The organism is Telluria antibiotica (assembly GCF_011682055.1).
Lineage (GTDB): Bacteria > Pseudomonadota > Gammaproteobacteria > Burkholderiales > Burkholderiaceae_D > Telluria > Telluria antibiotica.
Genome location: NZ_JAAQOM010000010.1, coordinates 172969 through 191661 on the forward strand (window position 1 = coordinate 172969; position 18693 = coordinate 191661).

Annotated in this window: 16 protein-coding genes; 8 read left to right on the plus strand and 8 right to left on the minus strand. The window is 68.2% G+C overall.

Translation table 11 applies throughout. From position 1 onward, the window contains the following. Positions 1 to 2: 2 nt before the first annotated feature. Positions 3 to 1073 carry a S1/P1 nuclease gene (locus HAV22_RS17520; protein ID WP_166860745.1) on the plus strand — a complete coding sequence of 357 codons (1071 nt, stop codon included), beginning with the start codon at positions 3 to 5 and terminating at the stop codon, positions 1071 to 1073. Between the two features lie 119 nt (positions 1074 to 1192). Then, the gene (locus tag HAV22_RS17525) at positions 1193 to 2026 is read left to right on the plus strand and encodes a MipA/OmpV family protein (protein WP_166860747.1); all 834 of its coding nucleotides are present in this window, start codon (positions 1193 to 1195) and stop codon (positions 2024 to 2026) included. A gap of 171 nt (positions 2027 to 2197) precedes the next feature. Here HAV22_RS17525 and HAV22_RS17530 read toward each other — a convergent pair whose 3' ends face one another. The 5 genes from HAV22_RS17530 to HAV22_RS17550 all read right to left on the minus strand — a co-directional run bounded on the left by HAV22_RS17530 (position 2198) and on the right by HAV22_RS17550 (position 8118). Further along, on the minus strand, positions 2198 to 3163 hold the full coding sequence (locus HAV22_RS17530) for an ABC transporter permease (protein WP_166860749.1): 966 nt from the start codon (positions 3161 to 3163) through the stop codon (positions 2198 to 2200). Next, positions 3164 to 4255, minus strand: coding sequence for an ABC transporter permease (locus tag HAV22_RS17535; protein ID WP_166860751.1), 1092 nt, complete (start codon positions 4253 to 4255; stop codon positions 3164 to 3166). A 2-nt stretch (positions 4256 to 4257) separates the two neighbouring features. After that, a complete protein-coding gene (locus tag HAV22_RS17540; RefSeq protein ID WP_166860752.1) occupies positions 4258 to 5787 on the minus strand; it encodes an ABC transporter ATP-binding protein in 1530 nt (509 codons plus the stop codon). Between the two features lie 107 nt (positions 5788 to 5894). Then, positions 5895 to 6896 carry a BMP family lipoprotein gene (locus HAV22_RS17545; protein ID WP_166860754.1) on the minus strand — a complete coding sequence of 334 codons (1002 nt, stop codon included), beginning with the start codon at positions 6894 to 6896 and terminating at the stop codon, positions 5895 to 5897. A gap of 283 nt (positions 6897 to 7179) precedes the next feature. Then, positions 7180 to 8118 (minus strand): alpha/beta hydrolase, encoded by a 939-nt coding sequence (locus HAV22_RS17550; RefSeq protein WP_229421287.1) that lies wholly within the window; start codon positions 8116 to 8118, stop codon positions 7180 to 7182. A 208-nt stretch (positions 8119 to 8326) separates the two neighbouring features. Between HAV22_RS17550 and HAV22_RS31215 the strand changes: the two genes are divergently transcribed. The 3 genes from HAV22_RS31215 (at position 8327) to HAV22_RS17565 (ending at position 13112) form a co-directional block, all read left to right on the plus strand. Then, positions 8327 to 9199: a hypothetical protein gene (locus HAV22_RS31215; protein ID WP_166860470.1), complete on the plus strand. Its 873-nt coding sequence runs from the start codon at positions 8327 to 8329 to the stop codon at positions 9197 to 9199. Between the two features lie 61 nt (positions 9200 to 9260). After that, positions 9261 to 12716, plus strand: a complete 3456-nt coding sequence (locus HAV22_RS17560; RefSeq protein WP_166860758.1) for an arabinofuranosidase catalytic domain-containing protein — start codon at positions 9261 to 9263, stop codon at positions 12714 to 12716. 93 nt (positions 12717 to 12809) lie between these two features. Beyond that, a complete protein-coding gene (locus HAV22_RS17565; protein ID WP_166860760.1) occupies positions 12810 to 13112 on the plus strand; it encodes a YciI-like protein in 303 nt (100 codons plus the stop codon). 6 nt (positions 13113 to 13118) lie between these two features. Here HAV22_RS17565 and HAV22_RS17570 read toward each other — a convergent pair whose 3' ends face one another. Continuing rightward, entirely contained in the window at positions 13119 to 14624 is a 1506-nt protein-coding gene (locus HAV22_RS17570) for a DUF3443 family protein (RefSeq protein WP_229421288.1), read from the minus strand. Next, positions 14621 to 15169, minus strand: coding sequence for a DUF2844 domain-containing protein (locus HAV22_RS17575; RefSeq protein WP_166860762.1), 549 nt, complete (start codon positions 15167 to 15169; stop codon positions 14621 to 14623). The genes HAV22_RS17570 and HAV22_RS17575 overlap by 4 nt, the downstream gene beginning before the upstream one ends. Before the next feature lie 203 nt (positions 15170 to 15372). On the opposite strand from HAV22_RS17575, the gene HAV22_RS17580 reads away from it, so the two are divergent. Genes HAV22_RS17580 through pcp form a run of 3 tightly spaced genes read left to right on the plus strand, consistent with a single transcriptional unit; the run spans position 15373 to position 17691 of the window. After that, entirely contained in the window at positions 15373 to 16065 is a 693-nt protein-coding gene (locus HAV22_RS17580; protein ID WP_166860764.1) for a DUF969 domain-containing protein, read from the plus strand. After that, positions 16062 to 17015 carry a DUF979 domain-containing protein gene (locus tag HAV22_RS17585; protein WP_166860766.1) on the plus strand — a complete coding sequence of 318 codons (954 nt, stop codon included), beginning with the start codon at positions 16062 to 16064 and terminating at the stop codon, positions 17013 to 17015. The genes HAV22_RS17580 and HAV22_RS17585 overlap by 4 nt, the downstream gene beginning before the upstream one ends. Positions 17016 to 17022: 7 nt before the next feature. Further along, positions 17023 to 17691 carry a pyroglutamyl-peptidase I gene (gene pcp / locus HAV22_RS17590; protein ID WP_166860768.1) on the plus strand — a complete coding sequence of 223 codons (669 nt, stop codon included), beginning with the start codon at positions 17023 to 17025 and terminating at the stop codon, positions 17689 to 17691. Positions 17692 to 17780: 89 nt separating this feature from the next. On the opposite strand, the gene HAV22_RS17595 is transcribed toward pcp, so the two are convergent. After that, positions 17781 to 18686 carry a LysR family transcriptional regulator gene (locus tag HAV22_RS17595; protein WP_166860770.1) on the minus strand — a complete coding sequence of 302 codons (906 nt, stop codon included), beginning with the start codon at positions 18684 to 18686 and terminating at the stop codon, positions 17781 to 17783. Positions 18687 to 18693 lie beyond the last annotated feature (7 nt).

Sequence of the window (18693 nt, forward strand, 5' to 3'; positions counted from 1 at the left end):
GTATGAAACGAAATCTTCTGCCGAAAACGATCGCCTGCGCGCTGCTGCTCGTAGGCGCCTCCGTGTCGCTGGACGCGGCCGCGTGGGGCACGGACGGCCACCGCGCCGTCGGCGCCATCGCCGACCAGCTTATCAAGGGCACCCGGGCCGAGCGCCACGTCAAGGCGATGCTGCTGCCGGGCGAATCGCTGGAAGCCGTGTCCACGTGGCCCGACTGCGTGAAAGGCAACTGGTGCGGTCCCCAGACGCCGGACATGATCGCGTACGTGGCCGCGAATCCGAAGCACAGCGAATACCACTACACGGACGTGCCGTTCCAGCTCGACCACTACCACGACGGCGCGCCCGGCACGGCCGACGACGACATCGTGCAGACCCTGAAGGAGTGCATCGCCGTCCTGCGCGGCAACGACACGCCGGTGACGAACCCGCACAACTTCACGCAGCGCCAGGCGCTGATCCTCGTCACGCACCTGGCCGGCGACATTGTCCAGCCCCTGCACGTGGGCGCGGCGTTCGTCGACAAGGACGGGCATTTCGTCGTGCCGACGACGAAGGCCGAGATCGACGAGACCGCGGTCTTCGATTCGCGCGGCGGCAACAACTTCCTGCTGGACGACGCGAAGATCGAGCAGATGTCCGCCAATCTGATCCCGCCGGGCGAACCGAAGCCGGAGAAGCCGGGCGTGCCGAAGGCGCTGACGAAGCCGTTCCACTCGTACTGGGACAGCACGACGGTCGATTATGCGTTCCGCCGCATCCGCACGAAGACGCCGGAGCAGTTCGCCCAGGCCGTCATCGCCGCCAGGCCCGCGGTCGCGAAGAGCGCGGGCGACCCGGCAACGTGGCCTTACCAGTGGGCCGACGACACGCTGGCCGTGTCGAAAACGGCGTTCGCCGGCGTCACGGCGGGCGCCATCGTGCCGCAGGTCGACAAGCAAGGCGCGACGTACTACACGTGGAGCCTGGAAGTGCCGGGCGATTATCCGGTGCCCAGCTCCGCGCTGGCGAAGACGCAGATCATCAAGGGCGGCTACCGCCTGGCCGCGCTGCTGAAGGCGATCTGGCCGTGAGCTGGCCGTAATGCGCGCGGCCGCTATCCTGCGCGAGCCGCCGCGTGCCCACGAGGCCGCGGCGGCTTTTTCATGCACTCTCCGTTAGAATTGGCGTCCCATCGTACCGGACCGCTTCCATGCCCACCTCGTTTCGTCTCGCCCTGCCTTTGTCCCTGTTGATCGCGCTGCCGGCCGCCGCCGCCGATGGCGACGCGCGTACTGTGCCCTTGTGGGAGGCGGGCGTGGGCGCCGCCGTGTTCAGCACGCCCGCGTACCCGGCCTCGTCGGACCGCAGCACGCGCGGCATCGCGCTGCCGTTCCTGCTGTACCGCGGCAAGGTGCTGCGCGTCGACCAGGGTGGCGTGGGCGCGCGCCTGGTGAACACGGACCGGGTGGAGTTCGACGTCGGCTTCGCCGCCGCGTTGCCGGCGCACTCGAAGGACGTGGCGGCGCGGCGCGGCATGCCCGATCTCGGCACGCTCGTGGAATTCGGCCCGCGCGTGAAATACAAGTTCGCCGACCTGGGCGCTGCGGGCCGGCTGCGCGCGGAGCTGCCGGTGCGGGCCGTCATCGAAGGCCGCGGCGGTTTCAGGCGCCAGGGCTGGACGACGGAGCCGCGCCTCGTGTGGGAACAGCGCGGCGACGGCGGCCGCTGGACATTGGAGACCCAGCTGGGCGCCGTGTTCGGCGACCGCCGCATCCACCGCTATTTCTACGAAGTGGCACCGCAGTACGCGACGGCGGACCGGCCGGCCTACCGGGCCGATGGCGGCTTGATGCTCGTGCGGACGGGCGTGTTCGGCACGGTCCGCGTCAACCCGGACGTGCGCGTGTTCGGGTTCGTACGGCTGGACAGCTATGCGGGGAATGCGAACCAGGACAGTCCGCTGTTCGAGAAGAAGGCCGGGGTGTCGGCCGGGGTCGGGTTCGCGTGGACGCTGGCACGGTCGGCCCGCAGCGCGAACGAGTGATGCGGCACCGGAAGCGCCGTAGGGTGGGCACCCCGTGCCCACGCGTAACGCCAACATATCGGCACCGTCCGCGTGGGCGGAGGGCCGCCCACCCTACGAAAGGCAGTGGTAGGGTGGACGGGTCTCCCGTCCACGCGTTCAACAACCGCTTGCCTATCGGCGCACCGATAATTACCGCGACTTTACGAACGGCTTGCCGATCGCTTTCGGCGCGACGGACTTGGCCATTAATCCCGCGAGAACGACGACAGTGACGACGTAGGGAATCGCCTGGATCAGCGACCCCGGCAAGCGTCCAACGACGGGCAGGTCGACGCCTTCGAGCTGGATCTGGATGGCGCCGAACAGGCCGAACATCAGGCAGCCGAGCACCGTGTGCAGCGGGCGCCAGTTGCCGAACACGAGGGCCGTCAGCGCGAGATAGCCGGCGCCGGCCGACATGTCGCGCAGGAAGAAGCCGCTCTGGACCAGCGTGAGATAGGCACCCGAGAACGAGCACAGCACGCCCGCCACGAGCATGGCCAGATAGCGCGTGCGCTCGACGGAGACGCCGGCCGCGTCGGCCGCATGCGGGTTCTCGCCGCAGGCGCGCAGGCGCAGGCCGAAGCGGCTGTGGTACACGACCCAGTGCACGATCGGCAGCAGCAGGAACGCGACGTACACGAGCACCGACTGACCGCCGATCACGTGGCCGTACAGCCAGCCGATGACGGGGATGTTGTCCAGTGCGGCGGTGCCGGGCAGGATCACGTCCAGCAGGCGCGCGTTGCGCAGGTCCGGCGTGCGGCCGCCCTGCTGGAAGAAGAATTGCGCGAGCACGAACGTCAGGCCGCTCATCGCGATGTTGATGGCGATGCCGGCGACGAGCTGGTTGCCCTTCTGCGTGATCGACACGAACGCCTGCACCATCGCGAGGGCGACGGAAACGCCCATGCCGGCGAGGATGCCGTACCACGGGTTCTGCGTGGCGTAGGCGACGGCGGCCGATGCGAATGCCGATGCGAGGATCTTGCCTTCGAGGCCGATGTCGACGACGCCGGAACGCTCGGCGAACAGGCCGGCCAGCGCGGCGAACATCAGCACGGGCGCGTTGCGGATCGTCGAGACGATGATGCTGGCGATGTGGAAGTCTTCCATTCAAGCCTCCTTGGTGGCGCGGGTGACGTTGATCAGTTTCAGGACCGCGGGGGCGTAGAAGTTCTCCATCGCGCCGCAGAACAGGATGATCAGGCCCTGGATGAAGATGAACGTCTCCTGCGGGATGTTCGGCTTTTCCAGCGAGAGGTCGAAGCCGCCCTGGATCAGCGCGCCGAACAGCACGGACGACAGGAAGATGCCGACCGGGTGCTGGCGGCCCATCAGCGCGATGGCGATGCCCACGAAGCCAGCACCCGCCGGGAAGTTCAGCGACAGGTAGTGCGTGGAACCCATCACGGAGTTGACGGCGCCGAGACCCGCCAGCGCGCCCGAGACGAGCATCGTGACGATGATGGTGCGGCTGATCTTCACGCCCGCGTAATGCGCGGCGTGCGCGTTCAGGCCCGTCGCGCGCAGCTGGTAGCCCCACGACGAACGCCACACGACGACGCCGTAGACCACGAGGGCGACGATGGCGAGGATGAAGCTGATGTTCAGAGGCGCATCGCCCAGCACGGGCAATACCTTGTTCAGCAGGGGCAGGGCGGCGCTGTCGGCGAACACGCGCGACGCCGGATTCTGCTGGCCTTCCGGAATCAGCTTCAGGATCAGCCAGTTCATCACGTTCGCGGCGATGAAGTTGAACATGATCGTCGTGACGACGACGTGGCTGCCGCGCTTCGCCTGCAGGTAGCCGGGGATGAAGGCCCACAGCGCGCCGAAGACGGCCGCGCCGATCATCGCGAGCGGGATCATCAGGATGCCGGGCAGGTGGGCGTCGAGCGCCAGCACGGCCCACGTCAGGCCCAGGCCGCCGATATACATCTGGCCTTCGGCGCCGATGTTGAAGAGGCCCGCCTGCATCGCGATCGACACGGCGAGGCCCGCGAAGATGAAGGTGCTCGCGTAGAACAGCGTGTACGCGAGGCCCTCGGGATCGAGGATCGCGCTGTCGACGAGGATGCGCAGCGATTCCGCCGGGCTCTCGCCAAGCAGGTGGATCACGAGCGCCGCGACGAGCAGCGCCGATATCAGGTTCAGGACGGGCAGCACGAAAGCCGTGGCCCAGCGTGGGAGTTCGGTCTTTTTCATGATCAGGACTTGTGCATGCCGCCCATCAGCAGGCCGATGCGGGTGGTGTCGAATTCGTCGATGGGGAGGATGCCGGCGATGCGGCCGCCGCACATCACGATGATGCGGTCGGCGAGCGCACGCACCTCTTCCAGTTCCACGGACGACAGCAGGATCGCCACGCCTTCGTCGCGCAGGCGCAGCAGCTGCGTGTGGATGCTTTCGATGGTGCCGATGTCGACGCCGCGCGTCGGTTGGCCGACGAGCATGAGCTTCGGCTGCGCCGCCACTTCGCGCGCGATGACGACCTTCTGCTGGTTGCCGCCCGAGAGGAGGCCGATGCGCAGGTCCGGATTGTTCGGCCGCACGTCGAACGCCGTCATCAGGTGAGCGCAGCGCGCCGCGATCTTCGTGTAGTCGAACAGGCCCCAGCGGTTCTTGACCTTGTCCTGGTAGCCGAACACCGTGTTCTGCATGACGGAGAAATCCTTGATCACGCCGTCGCGCAGGCGGTCTTCCGGCACGTGGCCGATGCCCAGCTCGCGGAACGTCGCCGGCAGGCCGTCCGCGTTCGTGCGGTCCGCGTACGGAAGCGGCTGGCCGAGGAAATCGACGCTGCCGGAAGTCGGCAGGCGCATGCCGGACAGGATCTCCAGCAGCTCGCTCTGGCCATTGCCCGACACGCCCGCGATGGCGACGACCTCGCCCGCGCGCACGGTGAAGTCGATGTCGGACAGGAGAGACACGCCATTCGTATCCTTCAGCTGCAGGTTCGACACCTTCAGCACCTCGGCGCCCGGGTTGTACGGCGCGCGCGGCAGCTCGCTCTGGATCGGGCGGCCGACCATCATGTTGGCGAGCTGTTCCTTCGACGTCTCCGCCGTTTTCACGGCACCGACGACGCGGCCGGCGCGCATCACCGTCACCTCGTCCGTGATTTCCATGATCTCCTGCAGCTTGTGCGTGATCAGGATGATGGTCTTGCCCTGGTCCTTGAACAGCCGCAGGATCTCGAACAGCGACGCCGTCTCCTGCGCCGTGAGCACGGCGGTGGGCTCGTCGAGGATCAGGATGTTGGCGCTGCGGTAGATCTGCTTGAGGATCTCCACGCGCTGCTGCGCGCCGACGGAGAGGTCTTGGATCGTCGCGAGCGGGTCGACGTCGAGGCGGTAGCGGTCGCAGATCTCGCGCAGCTTCGCTTCGACGGCGCCGCGCGTGGCGGCCAGCTTGAAGCCGCCTTCGTTGCCCAGCATGACGTTGTCGAGGACCGTCATGTTCTCGACGAGCATGAAGTGCTGGTGCACCATGCCGATGCCCAGCGCGATCGCTTCGTGGCTGGTGCGGATGTCCTGGGGTTGGCCGTCGATCAGCACCTGGCCGCTGTCGGCATTGTAGTAGCCGTACAGGATGCTCATCAGGGTCGACTTGCCGGCGCCGTTCTCGCCGATCACGCCGTGGATCGAGCCCTTGGCGATGGCGAAGCTGACGTCGGCATTCGCCTGCACCGCCCCGAAGGCTTTGCTAATGTTGCGAAATTCTACGGCTGACTGCATAGCGGTCCGTTTTCGGTAGACAGAATAAAAGGGGCATTCATTTAAAAGCGCGCCGCGCCGGCATGCATCCGGCGCGGCGCGCTTGGGGCTTTATGGCATTCGATACGTTACTGCGGGCAGGAACCGGCCGCGCGATAATCGACCACCTTGACCTTGTCGGCGATGATGTCGGCCCGCGCCGCCAGCACGCGTTTTTCGATCTCGGGGGTGACGACCATGCGGTTGTCCTTGTCGAGCACCCAGTCCACGCCGCCTTCTTTCAGGCCCAGGTACGTGATGCCCGACGTGAACTGGCCGTTGCGGGCCTTCATGAAGGCGTCGTAGGCGGCGTTGTCGACGCGCTTGACCATCGACGTCAGCATGGTGCCCGGATACAGGTAGTTCTGGTTGGAGTCGACACCGATCGCCAGCTTGCCTTTTTCCTTGGCCATCTGCAGCGCGCCCATGCCGGAGCCGCCCGCGACGGCGAACACGACGTCCGAGCCGCGGTCGAATTGTGCGCGCGCCAGCTCGCCGCCCTTGGCCGGGTCGTTCCATGCCGCGCTCGTCGTGCCGACCATGTTCTGCAAGACTTGCACCTTCGGGTAGATCGCCTTCGCGCCCTGCGCATAGCCGCAGGCGAACGCGCGGATCAGCGGAATGTCCATGCCGCCGACGAAGCTGATCGTCTTGGTCTTCGACGCCATCACGGCGGCCACGCCGACGAGGTAGGAGCCTTCCTGCTCCTTGAACAGCACGGAGTTGACGTTCTTGCCCTGGGCATTGCCGTCGATGATCACGAAATGCACGTTCGGGTACTCGGCCGCGATCTTTTGCACGGGCTGCGTCTGCGAAAAGCCGATGGAGACGATCAGCTTCAGCTTCTTGCGGGCGAGGGCGCGCAGCACCTGCTCGGCCTGCGTGTCGTAATTGGCCTGGGCTTCAAACACTTTGGCGCCGGTTTCCTTCGTGAACCGTGCGACGCCTTCGGCGGCGGACTGGTTGAAGGACTTGTCGAACTTGCCACCGGCATCGTAGACGATCGCGAGCTTGGCGCCGGCCATGTCGGCGCTGGCGCTGGCGCTGAGGCACAACGCCGCGATCGTCATGCAAATATGCTTGAATTTCATCGATTGGCTCCTGAATCCCGTATTGTACCGGCGCAATGGCTGTGCTGGGAGGGGAATGATTGCGCCTGGCCGGCCGCGCGCTGTCGTGTCGTCGCAACAAGCTCGGCAGGTGTCTGGACCATGATGCTGTGCGGGAATGTGGTGACCTTCGCAACCCATCTTGGCACTATGCATCAGCCAGTTTATTCGTGGCAAATACGATTTTGCTTAGCGATTTATTTGCTTGGCATATAAATCGACGCGCATCCGCAGGGGTTTCTTGCAGACCGCCGAGGTGTTGCGGTTATGGCTCGGCGAGGGGGGCGGGAATCGCCGCGGCCGCGACCACGGCGGCGGCCGTCGTGGCGGATGGGACGACGATCTCCGTCGGCGCCGGGGCGGGGATAGCCGCCGTCGACGGCAGCCCGGCGGCCTCGACCGGCTTGGCGAATTGCGACGTGAGGAAGCGGGCGATGCGGGCCTGGGTGTCTTCCAGGTAGGGGATGTTCATGTGGTCGGACTCGGGCACCGTCTCGTCGCCGATCAGCTGGGCCAGCTTGCCGACGAGCTGGTCGGTGTGCGAATGGGGCACGATATCGTCGCTGGCCGCGCGCAGCACGAACGTCGGTGCCTTCAACGTGGGCGCGTACTTGATCGACTCGAAGCGGTGGCGCAGCATGTATTTGATCGGCATCACGCGGAACTTGCGCTTGGCGAGCGCCAGGATCGAATCGTACGGCGTGATCAGCACGACGGAGTGCACGGGGCGTTCCTTCGCCACCTGCACGGCGACGCCGGACCCGAGGCTGCGGCCGACGACGGCGATGCGGCGCGGATCGACGTGGTGGTGCGCGGCCATCCAGTCGAACAGCATGCAGGCGTCGTCGATCATGTGCGCCTCGGCCGGATCGCCTTGCGAATCGCCGTAGCCGCGGTAATTCACGGCCAGCACGGCGATGCCGGGAAAGAGCTTGCCGGCATCGCGCACGACCCACGAGACTTCCTCCGAGCGGCCGCCGAAATAAATGACGGCGGGACGCGAGCCGGGTGTGCGCGGCGTCATCAGCCAGCCGGACAGCCGCGTGCCGTCCTTCGCGCGCAGCACGACGGGGCGGGTGCGGTGGCCGCTGCTGCGCGGATGCGCCACTTCGCGCTCGACGGTGGGATTGAACACGAGGCGGCGCTGGTTCGCCGCGACCGCGGCCGTGAGGCCCAGCCACAACATGCTGGCAAACCCAGCCATACCTGCCGCCAATTTTTTGTGTGTGCTCATGATTACAGTCTACCCCCGCGTGCCGGACAATTCTGTGCGCTGCCCATCAAATACGCCTTGATTATGGCTCGGATTCTTGAACAGTAGCTTTGCCGCAACATCCTGTTACAGCATCGCCGTTGCCGGCGTGGTGACCCCTTTGTTAGGCTGTTAATGAACGAAGAACGCAGGAGGCGAGGTGAAGTGGAAAACGGTCGTGCCGGCATGTGCGGCACTGGGCCTGGTGGTGGTGCTGGTGGCGCCGGCGTGGCGGGCGCCGCAGCCGGCCGCCCCCGCACCTGCATCCATCCCGGTGCCGGCGGCACCGTCGCCCGCTGCCGGGGCGCCGGCGTGGCTGTCCGACGTGCCTGCGCCGGCGCCCGTCGAGCCGCTGGCGCACCGCATCGACCGCCTGGCCGCGAGCGGCGACGCGCGCGACGCCTACCGCGCGTGGTGGCTGCTGCACGCCTGCGTCGTGTTCGAGCGCACGGGCCGGCTGCCGGAGCGGGACGGCGACGAGCCGGACACGCTCGCCGATCCCGCGCACGCCTGCGCCACGCTGAACGAAAGAACGAAGATGGCGCGCATCGACCACCTCGAGCGCGCCGCGCGCGCGGGCGTGGATGGCGCGCTCGCGGAACTGGTCGAGGAGGGCCCGTTCGGCGACCCGACCGCGCTGATGACGCGCCCCGACGATCCGCTCGTCAAGGAGTGGAAGGCGCGCGTCAACGGCATGCTGAGCGCCCAGGCGGAGGATGGCTACTGGTCGAGCCTGTACCAGCTGTTCACGGGATTCTGGTTCGGGCACCCGGCGATCGCCGCCGACCGCCAGAGCGCGCTCGCGTACGGCATCGCGCTGCGCGACATCATGGTCAAGCTGGACGGCGTGCCGGAACCGCAGGCGATCCCGTTCAACGGACCCTTCCTCGACGAGATCGGCACCGGCCTGACACAGGCCGAAAAAGCCCGGGCGCAGGTGCGCGCGGACGCGATCGTGGCGCGCGCGGCGGACCAGCGGGGACGGTACGGTTCAGCCATCGCAAATCCGGTATCGGTCGAAGCAAAAAAGTAATTGGTTCAGCGGGTGTGATCGACCCTATGATGGGAGATTCATACGATATCGATAACATTCCATGCTGAAACTTGCCGCCCGCCTGCCGATCGCGCTGGCGCTGCTGATTGGTAGTCTGCCGGCGTGGTCATCCACGCAACCGGCCCGGCCCGAGGGCCCCTGCGACGTCTACGCCAAGGCGGGCGCAGCGTGCGTGGCCGCGCACAGCACGACGCGCGCGCTCTACGCCGGGTACGACGGGCCGCTGTACCAGGTGATGCGCCAGTCGGACGGCAAGACGCTCGACGTCGGTGTCGTGCCGCCGGCGCGCGGACCCGTTCCCGACGCGGGCGGCTACGCGAACGCGAAGGCGCAGGACGCCTTTTGCGCCAATACTTATTGCTGGATCACGATCCTGTACGACCAGTCGGGCAAGCGCAACCACCTCGTGCAGGCGCCGCGCGGCACGTGGACGGGGCCCGCGCTGGGCGGCATGGACAATCTGCCGCTCGCCGACCTGGCGCCCGTCACCGTCATGGGCCACAAAGTGTATGGCGTGTACATCGCGCCGGGCATGGGCCTGCGCCTGAACGATACGCACGGCGTGCCCGTCGACGACCAGGCGGGCGGCCAATATGCCGTCATCAATGGCCATCACTACGACGAGGGCTGCTGCTTCGACTACGGCAACGGCGAGATCGACAGCATCGACGACGACAACGGCACGATGGAGGCGATCTATTTCGGCAATGCGAAAAGCTGGTATCACGGCAGCGGACCGGGGCCGTGGGTGATGGCCGACCACGAGAACAACCTCGTCGGTTGCGTCAACGACGACAAGTCGAAGCTGTGCGCCAACCTGCCCACGCTTGCGACGCGCTTCGTCACCGCCGTCACGAAAGGCAGGCCCGGACATTGGGCGACACTGGGCGGCGATGCCCAGCGGGGACAGTTGGCCGTCATGTATGAAGGCCGCCGCATCGATGCCTCGTACGATCCGATGCGCAAGCAGGGCGCCGTCATCCTTGGAAATGGCGGCGACAACAGCACGGCGTCGCAAGGCACGTTCTACGAAGGCGCGATGACGGCGCCGCGCACCTATCCGTCGAACGAGACGGACCAGCTGGTCGCGCAGAACGTGGCCGCTGCCCGCTACGACGTGGCGGCCGTCAGTGTCGGGACCGCGCCCGACACCCCGTCCGGCCCTCACACCTTTGCGCCACGGGAGTCCCGCGACATGACCGTCACGTTCACGAACACGACGGGCGGGAGTGTACGGGGCGTCACGTTGTCGTTGGCCGTGCCGCAGGGCTGGCGCGCCGGGGCAGCGCAGTCCTTCGCCGACATGATCGCGCCGGGCGCCAGCGTGCATGCCGTGTTCAAGGTGACGTCGGGCGCGGCGGCGCTGAATGCCGACGTGAACGGCGTCGCGACGTGGACGGATCCCGCGACGCGCGCGCGCCGCGTCGAATCGGCGGCGGCGAAGGTGCGCAACGTGGCGCCCGTGAAGATCAACGAATTCCGCCTGAGCGACGGTGCGCGCGGCAACGCGACGAATGCCTTCATCGAGTTGCATAACGCGGGCGACAAGCCGGTCGACATTTCGCACTGGACCTTTACGCAGCACGCGGCGCGCGAGCCCGTGTTCTCCGCGGTGACGATGCCGGCCCACACCACGCTGGCACCGCATGGCTTCCATGTGCTGGGCCTGTCCAATTCGGGTCTCGTGCTGCCCGCCGCGCCCGGCGACGCGACCATCCACGTGCGCAATCTCGACGGCATCCAGCCGGGCGACACGATCGTCGTCGGCAACGGTGCGGACGGGGAAACCCGCAAGGTCGTCCGCGTCGGCACGGCGGCCGGCCAGGCGACACCGCTGTGGCAGCCGTTGCCCGATGGCCCCATCATCACGATCCCGGCCGGCGCCACGAGCGTACCCGTGACCACCACCGAGGGCTTCGCCGTCGGCGACACGCTCGCGCTCGGCTACGGCACCACGTATCCCGTCGTCGGGCGCACGACGGAACACTACGAGAAAGTGACCATCACCGGCGTCGGCACGGCGGGCAGCCAGGCGTGGCTCGGCCTGGACGCGGCAGCGGGGGCGACACGGATCCAGGTGACGTCGACCGATGGCATCAGCGCCGGCGACACCCTCCGGCTCGACATCGACAGCGTCGACCACGGCATCGACATGGTCACCGTCAAGAACGTGGGCACGGCCGCGCGCCGCACGAGCCTCGCGCGCGCTGCCGCCGCCGGCGCGACGACGATCGTCGTGCACGGCGCGAGCGGCTTCCCCACGCCGAAGCACGTCGATTACACGCCCGGGACAGCCGTGATCGGCGCGCCCGGCAGCCTCGAAACGGTGGAGATCGTGAAGGTCGAAGGCCAGCCCGGCACCGACCTCACCTTGACGATCGCGCCGGCGCTCGCGCAAAACCACGCGGCCAGCGAACCGTTCGTGGAGCCAGGTACCGGTGTCGAGCTGGCGGCGCCGTTGAAGTATGACCATGCCGCCAACCTGCCGTTCAGCGTGCGCGGCACGGGCATCCGGTTCACGCCCGCCACCCGTCACGCCCATGCGAGCAACGAACCGGTGCGTCCGGCCGGCAGCGGGATCGTGCTCGATCGCCCCTTGCGCCGTGCGCACGACACGGATGACGTGGTGCGGGTCGCGACCGTGACCACGGCCGGCTTCCAGGGCACGCCGGACCAGTGGTTCGGTGGCCCGGCCGTCTCCCGCGAGGCGGGCAGCATGGTGCTGCGCGACGCGGCGGGCCACGTCGTCGACAGCCTGAATTACGGCGACGTCGTCGATCCGTGGGCGTCCGGCGGCTTCCGCAGCGCAGCGAACAAGGGTGCCACCTGTCACGCGGACGCGCCGGGCATCCCCGCGGCGCGGTCGTGGGAACGGCCGCTCCCGGGCATCCCGTTCAGCGGCGCCGTCGCGCAGGTCGATGCGACGCAGGGCAGCACGGGCCGTTATCCGGACGGCCAGGACACCGACAACGATTGCACCGATTTCGTGACGGCCGCTTCGATCCGGACGGGCGGCGCCGCTGCGGGCGCGACGCGCGTCACCGTCGCCACGACGGGGCACTTGTCGCCCGGCCAGGCGGTCGTCCTCGATGCGGGCGCCGATGCGGAGACGTTGACCGTCGCGACGGTCGGCTCGCACGGGATCACGCGCGCGTCGGCGCCCGCGGACAAGGGCGCCACGGTCGTCCGCGTCGACGACCCGCACCCGTTCACGGTCGGCCAGGCGCTCGTCATCGGCAGCGGCGCGGACGAGGAGACCGGTGTCGTCGCGGCGGTGGACACCGCGTGGCGGGCGGGCAAGCTGACGCTCGCGGCGCCGCTGGCGCGCGCGCATGACGCGGGCGCGAGCGTGGCAGGGACGGGGATCGCCTTCACCGGCCCGCTCGCCAGATCGCATCCCGCGGGCACGGTGATGACGGCGACGGGTGACCTGGCGACGCCGGGCGCCCCGAACCGCCACGTCGGCGCCGCACCGGGCAACGCGTCAGCGCATTAGTGCGGCCCGGGCCCCGTGGACGGGCGCGGCACGGTCCGCCGTCGGTTACACTCGTCGTCGACCGATGTTGCCACCACGTTCGAGGAGATCGAAGTGCACTTTTTGCTGATCTATGAGCTGGCGCCCGACTACCTGGCGCGCCGCGGTGAATTCCGCAATGAACACTTGCGACTCGCCTGGGCTGCGCAGCAGAGGGGCGAGATCGTCATCGCCGGCGCCCTGGCCGATCCGGCCGACCAGGCCGTGCTGCTGTTCACCGGCGACTCGCCGGACGCGGCCGAGCGCTTCGCCCGCGCCGATCCGTACGTGGTGCACGGCCTCGTGAAGCAGTGGCGCGTGCGGCCGTGGACGACCGTGGTCGGCAAGGATGCCGCCAACCCGGTCCGTCCGGACTGAGGGTGCTCAGAACGCCCAGTACGGCCGGCTCGTGCTCGTCGCCATGCCCACGTAGACGTTGCGCCCGAAGAAGAAGGGCAGGCCCCAGTCGAAGGCGTTGCCGCTGCGCTTCTTCGTGTCGTACTTTCCGCCGACCCAGCCCGCCACCGTGCCGCCCGGCAGGTGGTCGATGTCCGTGATGGTGAACGCCACGTTGCTCGACGCGCTGCCGTCGTAGGCCATCACCGTCGCGTTCAGGCTCTGGGGGCTCGTCGGGCAATAGAAGTCCGTGCTCAACGTGCAGGCCGGCAGGCTCGTGTCGTCGAAGTACAGGCCGTTCGACCCGCTGTCGATGAAGCTGGCGGTCATTGTCGTGCCTTTGTACACGGTCGTGAAGTCGCCGCTGGAATTGGCGACGTAGCGCGTGGCCGTGCCGAGCCCGTTGTTCGGCTGCGTGCCGATGCCGAACGTGAGCGTCCCCTTGAGCGACGTCGCGCCGGACGCACCGACGGCCGGCAGCGACACGACGACGCCGTTGTTGTCGCCGGCGAAGGCGCCGACCGGATTCGCGACCTGCTTGTCCAGCGCCAGCGCCGTCGACGTGCACGTGCCGCTCGCACAGGCGTAATACGTCGCGCTGATGGCGCTGCTCGCGCACGCCTGGCCGCAATCTTCCTTGAACAGCCCGACACCGAGGATGCCGTTGGCGCCCAGCGTCGCGACGGTGTTCATGCTGCTGCCGGTGCTGCTGCACGACGTCGGTGCCGTCGCCACGCCGCCCGGCGCCTGGCCGATGAGCTGGATCGATTGCGCCGCGGCCGTCTCGCCGGCCAGCTTGATGTCGGCCTGCACGATGGCGCCCCATGTGTAGCCGCTCACGAACTGGCCGCATTCGCCGACGGCCGCGCCGGTGCTCGACGTGACGGTCGGCAGTGCCAGCGCGCCGTCGAGCGGGGCGATCAGGCGGAGGCCGTAGGAGCCCGTGTCGAGCAGCACGTGGTCGATCGTCTGGCAGACCGTCGTGCCGGGGCGGCACACGGTGACGCTCACGAACGGCGCGTTGAACGGGCCGCCCGCGCCCGCGGGGCCGTTGTCGACGACGATCGGGATCGCGTTCGCGGGCGGCGCCACCGTCACGGCGACGCTGTTGCTTGCCTGGCCACACGTGATCGTATAGGTGGCCGTGTAGGCGCCGGCCTGCGCGGCCGGCGTCACCTGCTGGCTGCCGCTCGTGGCGACCTGGCCGGACCAGGCGCCGGACGCCGTGCATGCCGTCGCGCCCGTGTCCTGCGAGCTCCACGTCAAGGTCAGCGGCTGGCCGGCCGTGACGGTCGCGGTGGATGCGGAGATCGCGGCCGTCGGCTGGACGGCGGCCGGCGCGGATGGGCTCGCCACGGACGCTGCGGTCGAGCCGGTGCTGCCGGTGCTGCCGCCACCGCCACCGCCACCGCCGCCGCACGCGGTCAGGATCAAACAGGCGCACGTCGTGGCCAGCGCCGCGAGGCCGCGGCGTACATCGAGCATCGTCGTCATTCGAGGGTATCCGTGTCAAAGCCGGCCGGCAGCAGGCTGCGCACCCAGGCGCGGCCCGTGTAGGCACGCATGTGGCCGGTCGATTCGATCGTCACGTCCGGAGTCGCGGCGCGGACCCGGTTGCGGCCCGCCTTCGGGTGGCGTGCGCTTTCGTTCGTGAGCGTGGTGAAATGCTGGCCCAGCAGGTCGCGCAGGTCGGGCAGGAACGGGCCGTTCCAGGTGACGGCGAATACGACGCCGTCCTTGCCCACGTATTCGCGCACCGTCGTGCCCGTTTCCAGCACCGTCGTGTTGACGGTGTAGCCGGCGGCCGCCGTAGCGCCAGTCGCCGCCAGCGTCCTCGCCTGGTGCGCGCCCGTCGCGGCGGACAGCGCGCTCGGCGCGCGGCCCAGCGAGGCGAAGCACGGCTGCGCGGTCAGTCCCGCGACGAGGCCGGCGGTTGCCAAGAAGGCAAGGTGGAAGGGGAAACGAGCGTGGACAGCGGGAACTGGAGAGGAAGAAGTAGCGGGGCCGCGCGGTGCGACGCCGCCGGAAAACCGAGGCATGCAAGCTCCTGTGTGCAGGGATAGCTTGCAGTGTAGCGGTGTGACTGGCTGGGTCGGTACGAAACTTTACAAGCACTTACAACATCCGTTGCGTTACGGCAACGCATTCGCTGATTCATTATTGGTGCACTAACGATTGCACGACGAGGGGCGGCTTGTCCGTAAGGTAAGATTCCGCACGCAACCACAACCGCTGGAGGACCATGCACACCGCCGTCAACCTGTGGCCGCTGCTCGGCATCGCCGTCGTCACCGCCGGATTCCTGTTGCGCCTCCATCCCGTGCTCGTCGTCATCGCCGCCTGCGGCGTGACGGGGTGGGCCGCGCACATGCCCCTGATGCACCTGCTGGAATCGCTGGGCCGCGCGTTCATCAAGACCCGCAACCTGCCGCTGATCCTGCTGCTGCCGCTGGCCGCGATCGGCCTCCTGGAGCGCTTCGGCCTGAAGGAGCATGCACAGGCCAGCGTCGCGCGCATCCGCTCGGCGACGACGGGTCGGCTGCTGACGGTGTACCTGCTGGCGCGCGAAGTCGCGGCCGCGTTCGGCCTGACGAGCCTCGGCGGCCACCCGAACATGGTGCGTCCGCTCGTCGCGCCGATGGCCGAGGCGGCGGCCGAGGCGCGCCATGGCACGCTGCCGGAGCCGCTGCGCCGGCGCATCCGGGCGATGAGCGCGGCCACGGACAACGTCGGCCTGTTCTTCGGCGAGGACATCTTCGTCGCGTTCGGCGCCATCGTGCTGATGCAGACGATCCTGAAGGCCGAGGGCCTGGACGTCGATCCGATCCGCATGGCCCTGTGGGGCATCCCGACGGCGGTGACGGCGTTCGTCGTCCACGCGTGGAACCTGCGCCGGCTCGACGCGCGCATCCGGCGCGAGACGGGAGGACGATGATTTCGCTCGACGTCTTTTATGTCCTGGTCGGCCTGCTGTTCGCGGCGACGGCCGTCATGACCGTGCGCGACACGACGAACCCGCGCCGCATGACGACGGCGCTGTTCTGGGGCCTGTATGCGCTCGTCTATTTGCTGGGCGAACGGTTGCCGCCGGCCGTCGCGGGCGTGCTGATGGTTGCGATGGCGCTCGTCGCCGGCGCCGGCCTCGTGCGGCCCGGCGGCGCCGCCGTCGTGCCGGAAGCGGACCGGCAAGCCAGCGCCGCCCGGCTGGGCAACCGGCTGCTCGTGCCGGCGCTGGCGATTCCCGCCGTCACGATGCTGGGTTCCGTCGCGCTGAAGGACGTCCACGTCGGCGCGCGCCTCCTGCTCGACCCGAACAATCTCACGCTCGTCAGCATGGGCTGCGGCAGCCTCGCCGCGCTGGCGCTCGCGTGCGGGCTCACGCGAGCGACGCCGCTGCAGGGCGTGCGCGAGGCGCGCCGGCTGATCGACGCGATGAGCTGGGCCGTCGTGCTGCCGCACATGCTCGCGGTGCTCGGGCTGCTGTTTGCCGAGGCGGGCGTGGGCAAGGCGGTGGCGCACGTCGCGACGACGTACCTGCCGCTCGATTCGCGCCTGCTCGCCTGCGCCGCGTTCTGCGTGGGCATGGCATTATTTACCGTCGTGATGGGCAACGGCTTCGCCGCGTTTCCCGTCATCGCGGGCGGTATCGGGATTCCCGTGCTGGTCGGCGTCTACCATGCGAATCCCGCCGTGATGGCGGCGATCGGCATGTTCAGCGCCTATTGCGGTACCCTGATGACGCCGATGGCTGCGAATTTCAACGTCGTGCCGGTGCTGCTGCTCGACCTGCCCGACAAGAATGCCGTGATCAAGGCCCAACTGCCGACTGCGCTGCCGCTGCTGGGCGCGAATATCGTCCTGCTGTATTGTTTGATGTATCGATGAGGCGACCATGACCGCATCCACACCCGCTCCCGTCAAGACCGTGCTGCTGACCGGCTTCGAGCCGTTCAGTGGCGCCACCATCAACCCGTCGTGGGAAGCCGCGCGCGCGCTGGACGGCTGGTCCGGGCCCGGCTTCACCGTCAGCGCGCGCCAGCTGCCGTGCGAATTCGGCCGCGCCACCGACGTCCTGCGCGACGCCGTGGCGGACGTGAAGCCCGACGTCGTGATCGCCGTCGGCCAGGCCGGCGGCCGTTCCGAGATCTCGCTGGAACGCGTGGCCATCAACATCGACGACGCGTCCATCCGCGACAACGCGGGCGCGCAACCCGTCGACACGCCCATCGTGGCCGCCGGCCCGCCCGCGTATTTCAGCACCTTGCCCGTCAAGGCCATCATGAAGGCGCTGCGCCTGCGCGGCTTTCCGGCCAGCGTGTCGCAGACGGCGGGCACGTTCGTGTGCAACCACGTGTTCTACGGCCTGATGCACCATGCGGTCGGACAGCCGCTGAAGGCAGGTTTCATCCACGTGCCGTTCCTGCCCGAGCAGGCGGCCGACCGGCCGGAGCGGCCGCCGTCGATGGCGTTGCGTGACATCGTCGATGCGCTGCGCATCGCGGTGGAGGTGGCGGTGGTCATGGAGACCGATACGCGGGAAGTGGGCGGCGCGATGCATTAATCGGGATGTTTCGACGTAGGGTTGGCACCCCGTGCCCACGCGAACGTTTGCGTCATGCTGGCTTCCGCGTGAGCACAGGCGTGCCCACCCTACGATTCCCCGGCGGGGTTGAGAATATTGAGGAACGCCCGCACGACAGGCGCATCGTCCTGCGTCGGGTAGGTGATGTACAGATTGGCCGACGGCGGATTCGTGCGGATCGGCAGGAAGCGCACGCCCGGCCAGCCGATGCGGCTCGTCGTCGACGGCATCAGCGCCACGCCCAGGCCCGCGCCCACCATCGCGAGCAGGGTCTGGGGTTCGGCCGCTTCCTGGAAGATCGTCGGCTGGAAGCCCGCGTTGACGCAGCACTGGATCAGGTAGCGCGGCTCGGCCGACTGGTCCAGGTGCAGTGTCAGCATCGGTTCCTGGGCGATGTCGATCAGTTCGATGGCGCTCTGCTGCGCGAGCGGGTGCTGGTCGTTGATCGCGACGCACACGTCCTCGCGGAAGCACAGTTCCTGGTGCAGGCCTGCATTCCTCAGCATGTCCTCGTCGATCTTCGGCTCGCGCCAGAAGCCGACGTCGATCTGCTTGCCGCGCAGCGCGTCCCACTGGTCGTTCGGACCCAGTTCGTGGATGGTCCACGTCACGCGCGGGAACTGGCTCTGGAACTGCTCCAGCAGGCCGGGAATCGGGCCCCACATCGCGGAGCCGACGATGCCCACGCGCAGGCGTCCCACTTCGCCGCGGTCGATCTGGCGGATGGTGTCGATGGTCATGCGCATGCGGCCCAGCAGGTCGGCCGCCTCGTGCATCAGCGCCTTGCCGGCGACGGTCAGCTCGAAGCTGCGCGTCGTGCGCGCGAACAGGCGCACGCCAAGCTCGCTCTCCAGCTTCATGATCTGCTGCGACAGCGGGGGCTGCGAGATGTGCAGGCGCTCGGCGGCGCGCGAAAAACTCTTTTCCTCGGCCACCGCCAGGAAGTATTTCAGCTGCTTCAGGTCGATCGACATGATGGGT

Excerpts from the sequence above, each read along its gene's own strand:
- pcp (WP_166860768.1), top strand. The coding sequence starts at position 17,023 with ATGACCGCATCCACACCCGCTCCCGTCAAGACCGTGCTGCTGACCGGC.
- HAV22_RS17570 (WP_229421288.1), bottom strand. The coding sequence starts at position 14,624 with ATGACGACGATGCTCGATGTACGCCGCGGCCTCGCGGCGCTGGCCACG.
- HAV22_RS17580 (WP_166860764.1), top strand. The coding sequence starts at position 15,373 with ATGCACACCGCCGTCAACCTGTGGCCGCTGCTCGGCATCGCCGTCGTC.
- HAV22_RS17550 (WP_229421287.1), bottom strand. The coding sequence starts at position 8,118 with ATGGCTGGGTTTGCCAGCATGTTGTGGCTGGGCCTCACGGCCGCGGTC.
- HAV22_RS17595 (WP_166860770.1), bottom strand. The coding sequence starts at position 18,686 with ATGTCGATCGACCTGAAGCAGCTGAAATACTTCCTGGCGGTGGCCGAG.
- HAV22_RS17520 (WP_166860745.1), top strand. The coding sequence starts at position 3 with ATGAAACGAAATCTTCTGCCGAAAACGATCGCCTGCGCGCTGCTGCTC.
- HAV22_RS17585 (WP_166860766.1), top strand. The coding sequence starts at position 16,062 with ATGATTTCGCTCGACGTCTTTTATGTCCTGGTCGGCCTGCTGTTCGCG.
- HAV22_RS17560 (WP_166860758.1), top strand. The coding sequence starts at position 9,261 with ATGCTGAAACTTGCCGCCCGCCTGCCGATCGCGCTGGCGCTGCTGATT.
- HAV22_RS17545 (WP_166860754.1), bottom strand. The coding sequence starts at position 6,896 with ATGAAATTCAAGCATATTTGCATGACGATCGCGGCGTTGTGCCTCAGC.
- HAV22_RS17540 (WP_166860752.1), bottom strand. The coding sequence starts at position 5,787 with ATGCAGTCAGCCGTAGAATTTCGCAACATTAGCAAAGCCTTCGGGGCG.
- HAV22_RS17530 (WP_166860749.1), bottom strand. The coding sequence starts at position 3,163 with ATGGAAGACTTCCACATCGCCAGCATCATCGTCTCGACGATCCGCAAC.
- HAV22_RS17525 (WP_166860747.1), top strand. The coding sequence starts at position 1,193 with ATGCCCACCTCGTTTCGTCTCGCCCTGCCTTTGTCCCTGTTGATCGCG.
- HAV22_RS17535 (WP_166860751.1), bottom strand. The coding sequence starts at position 4,255 with ATGAAAAAGACCGAACTCCCACGCTGGGCCACGGCTTTCGTGCTGCCC.
- HAV22_RS17575 (WP_166860762.1), bottom strand. The coding sequence starts at position 15,169 with ATGCCTCGGTTTTCCGGCGGCGTCGCACCGCGCGGCCCCGCTACTTCT.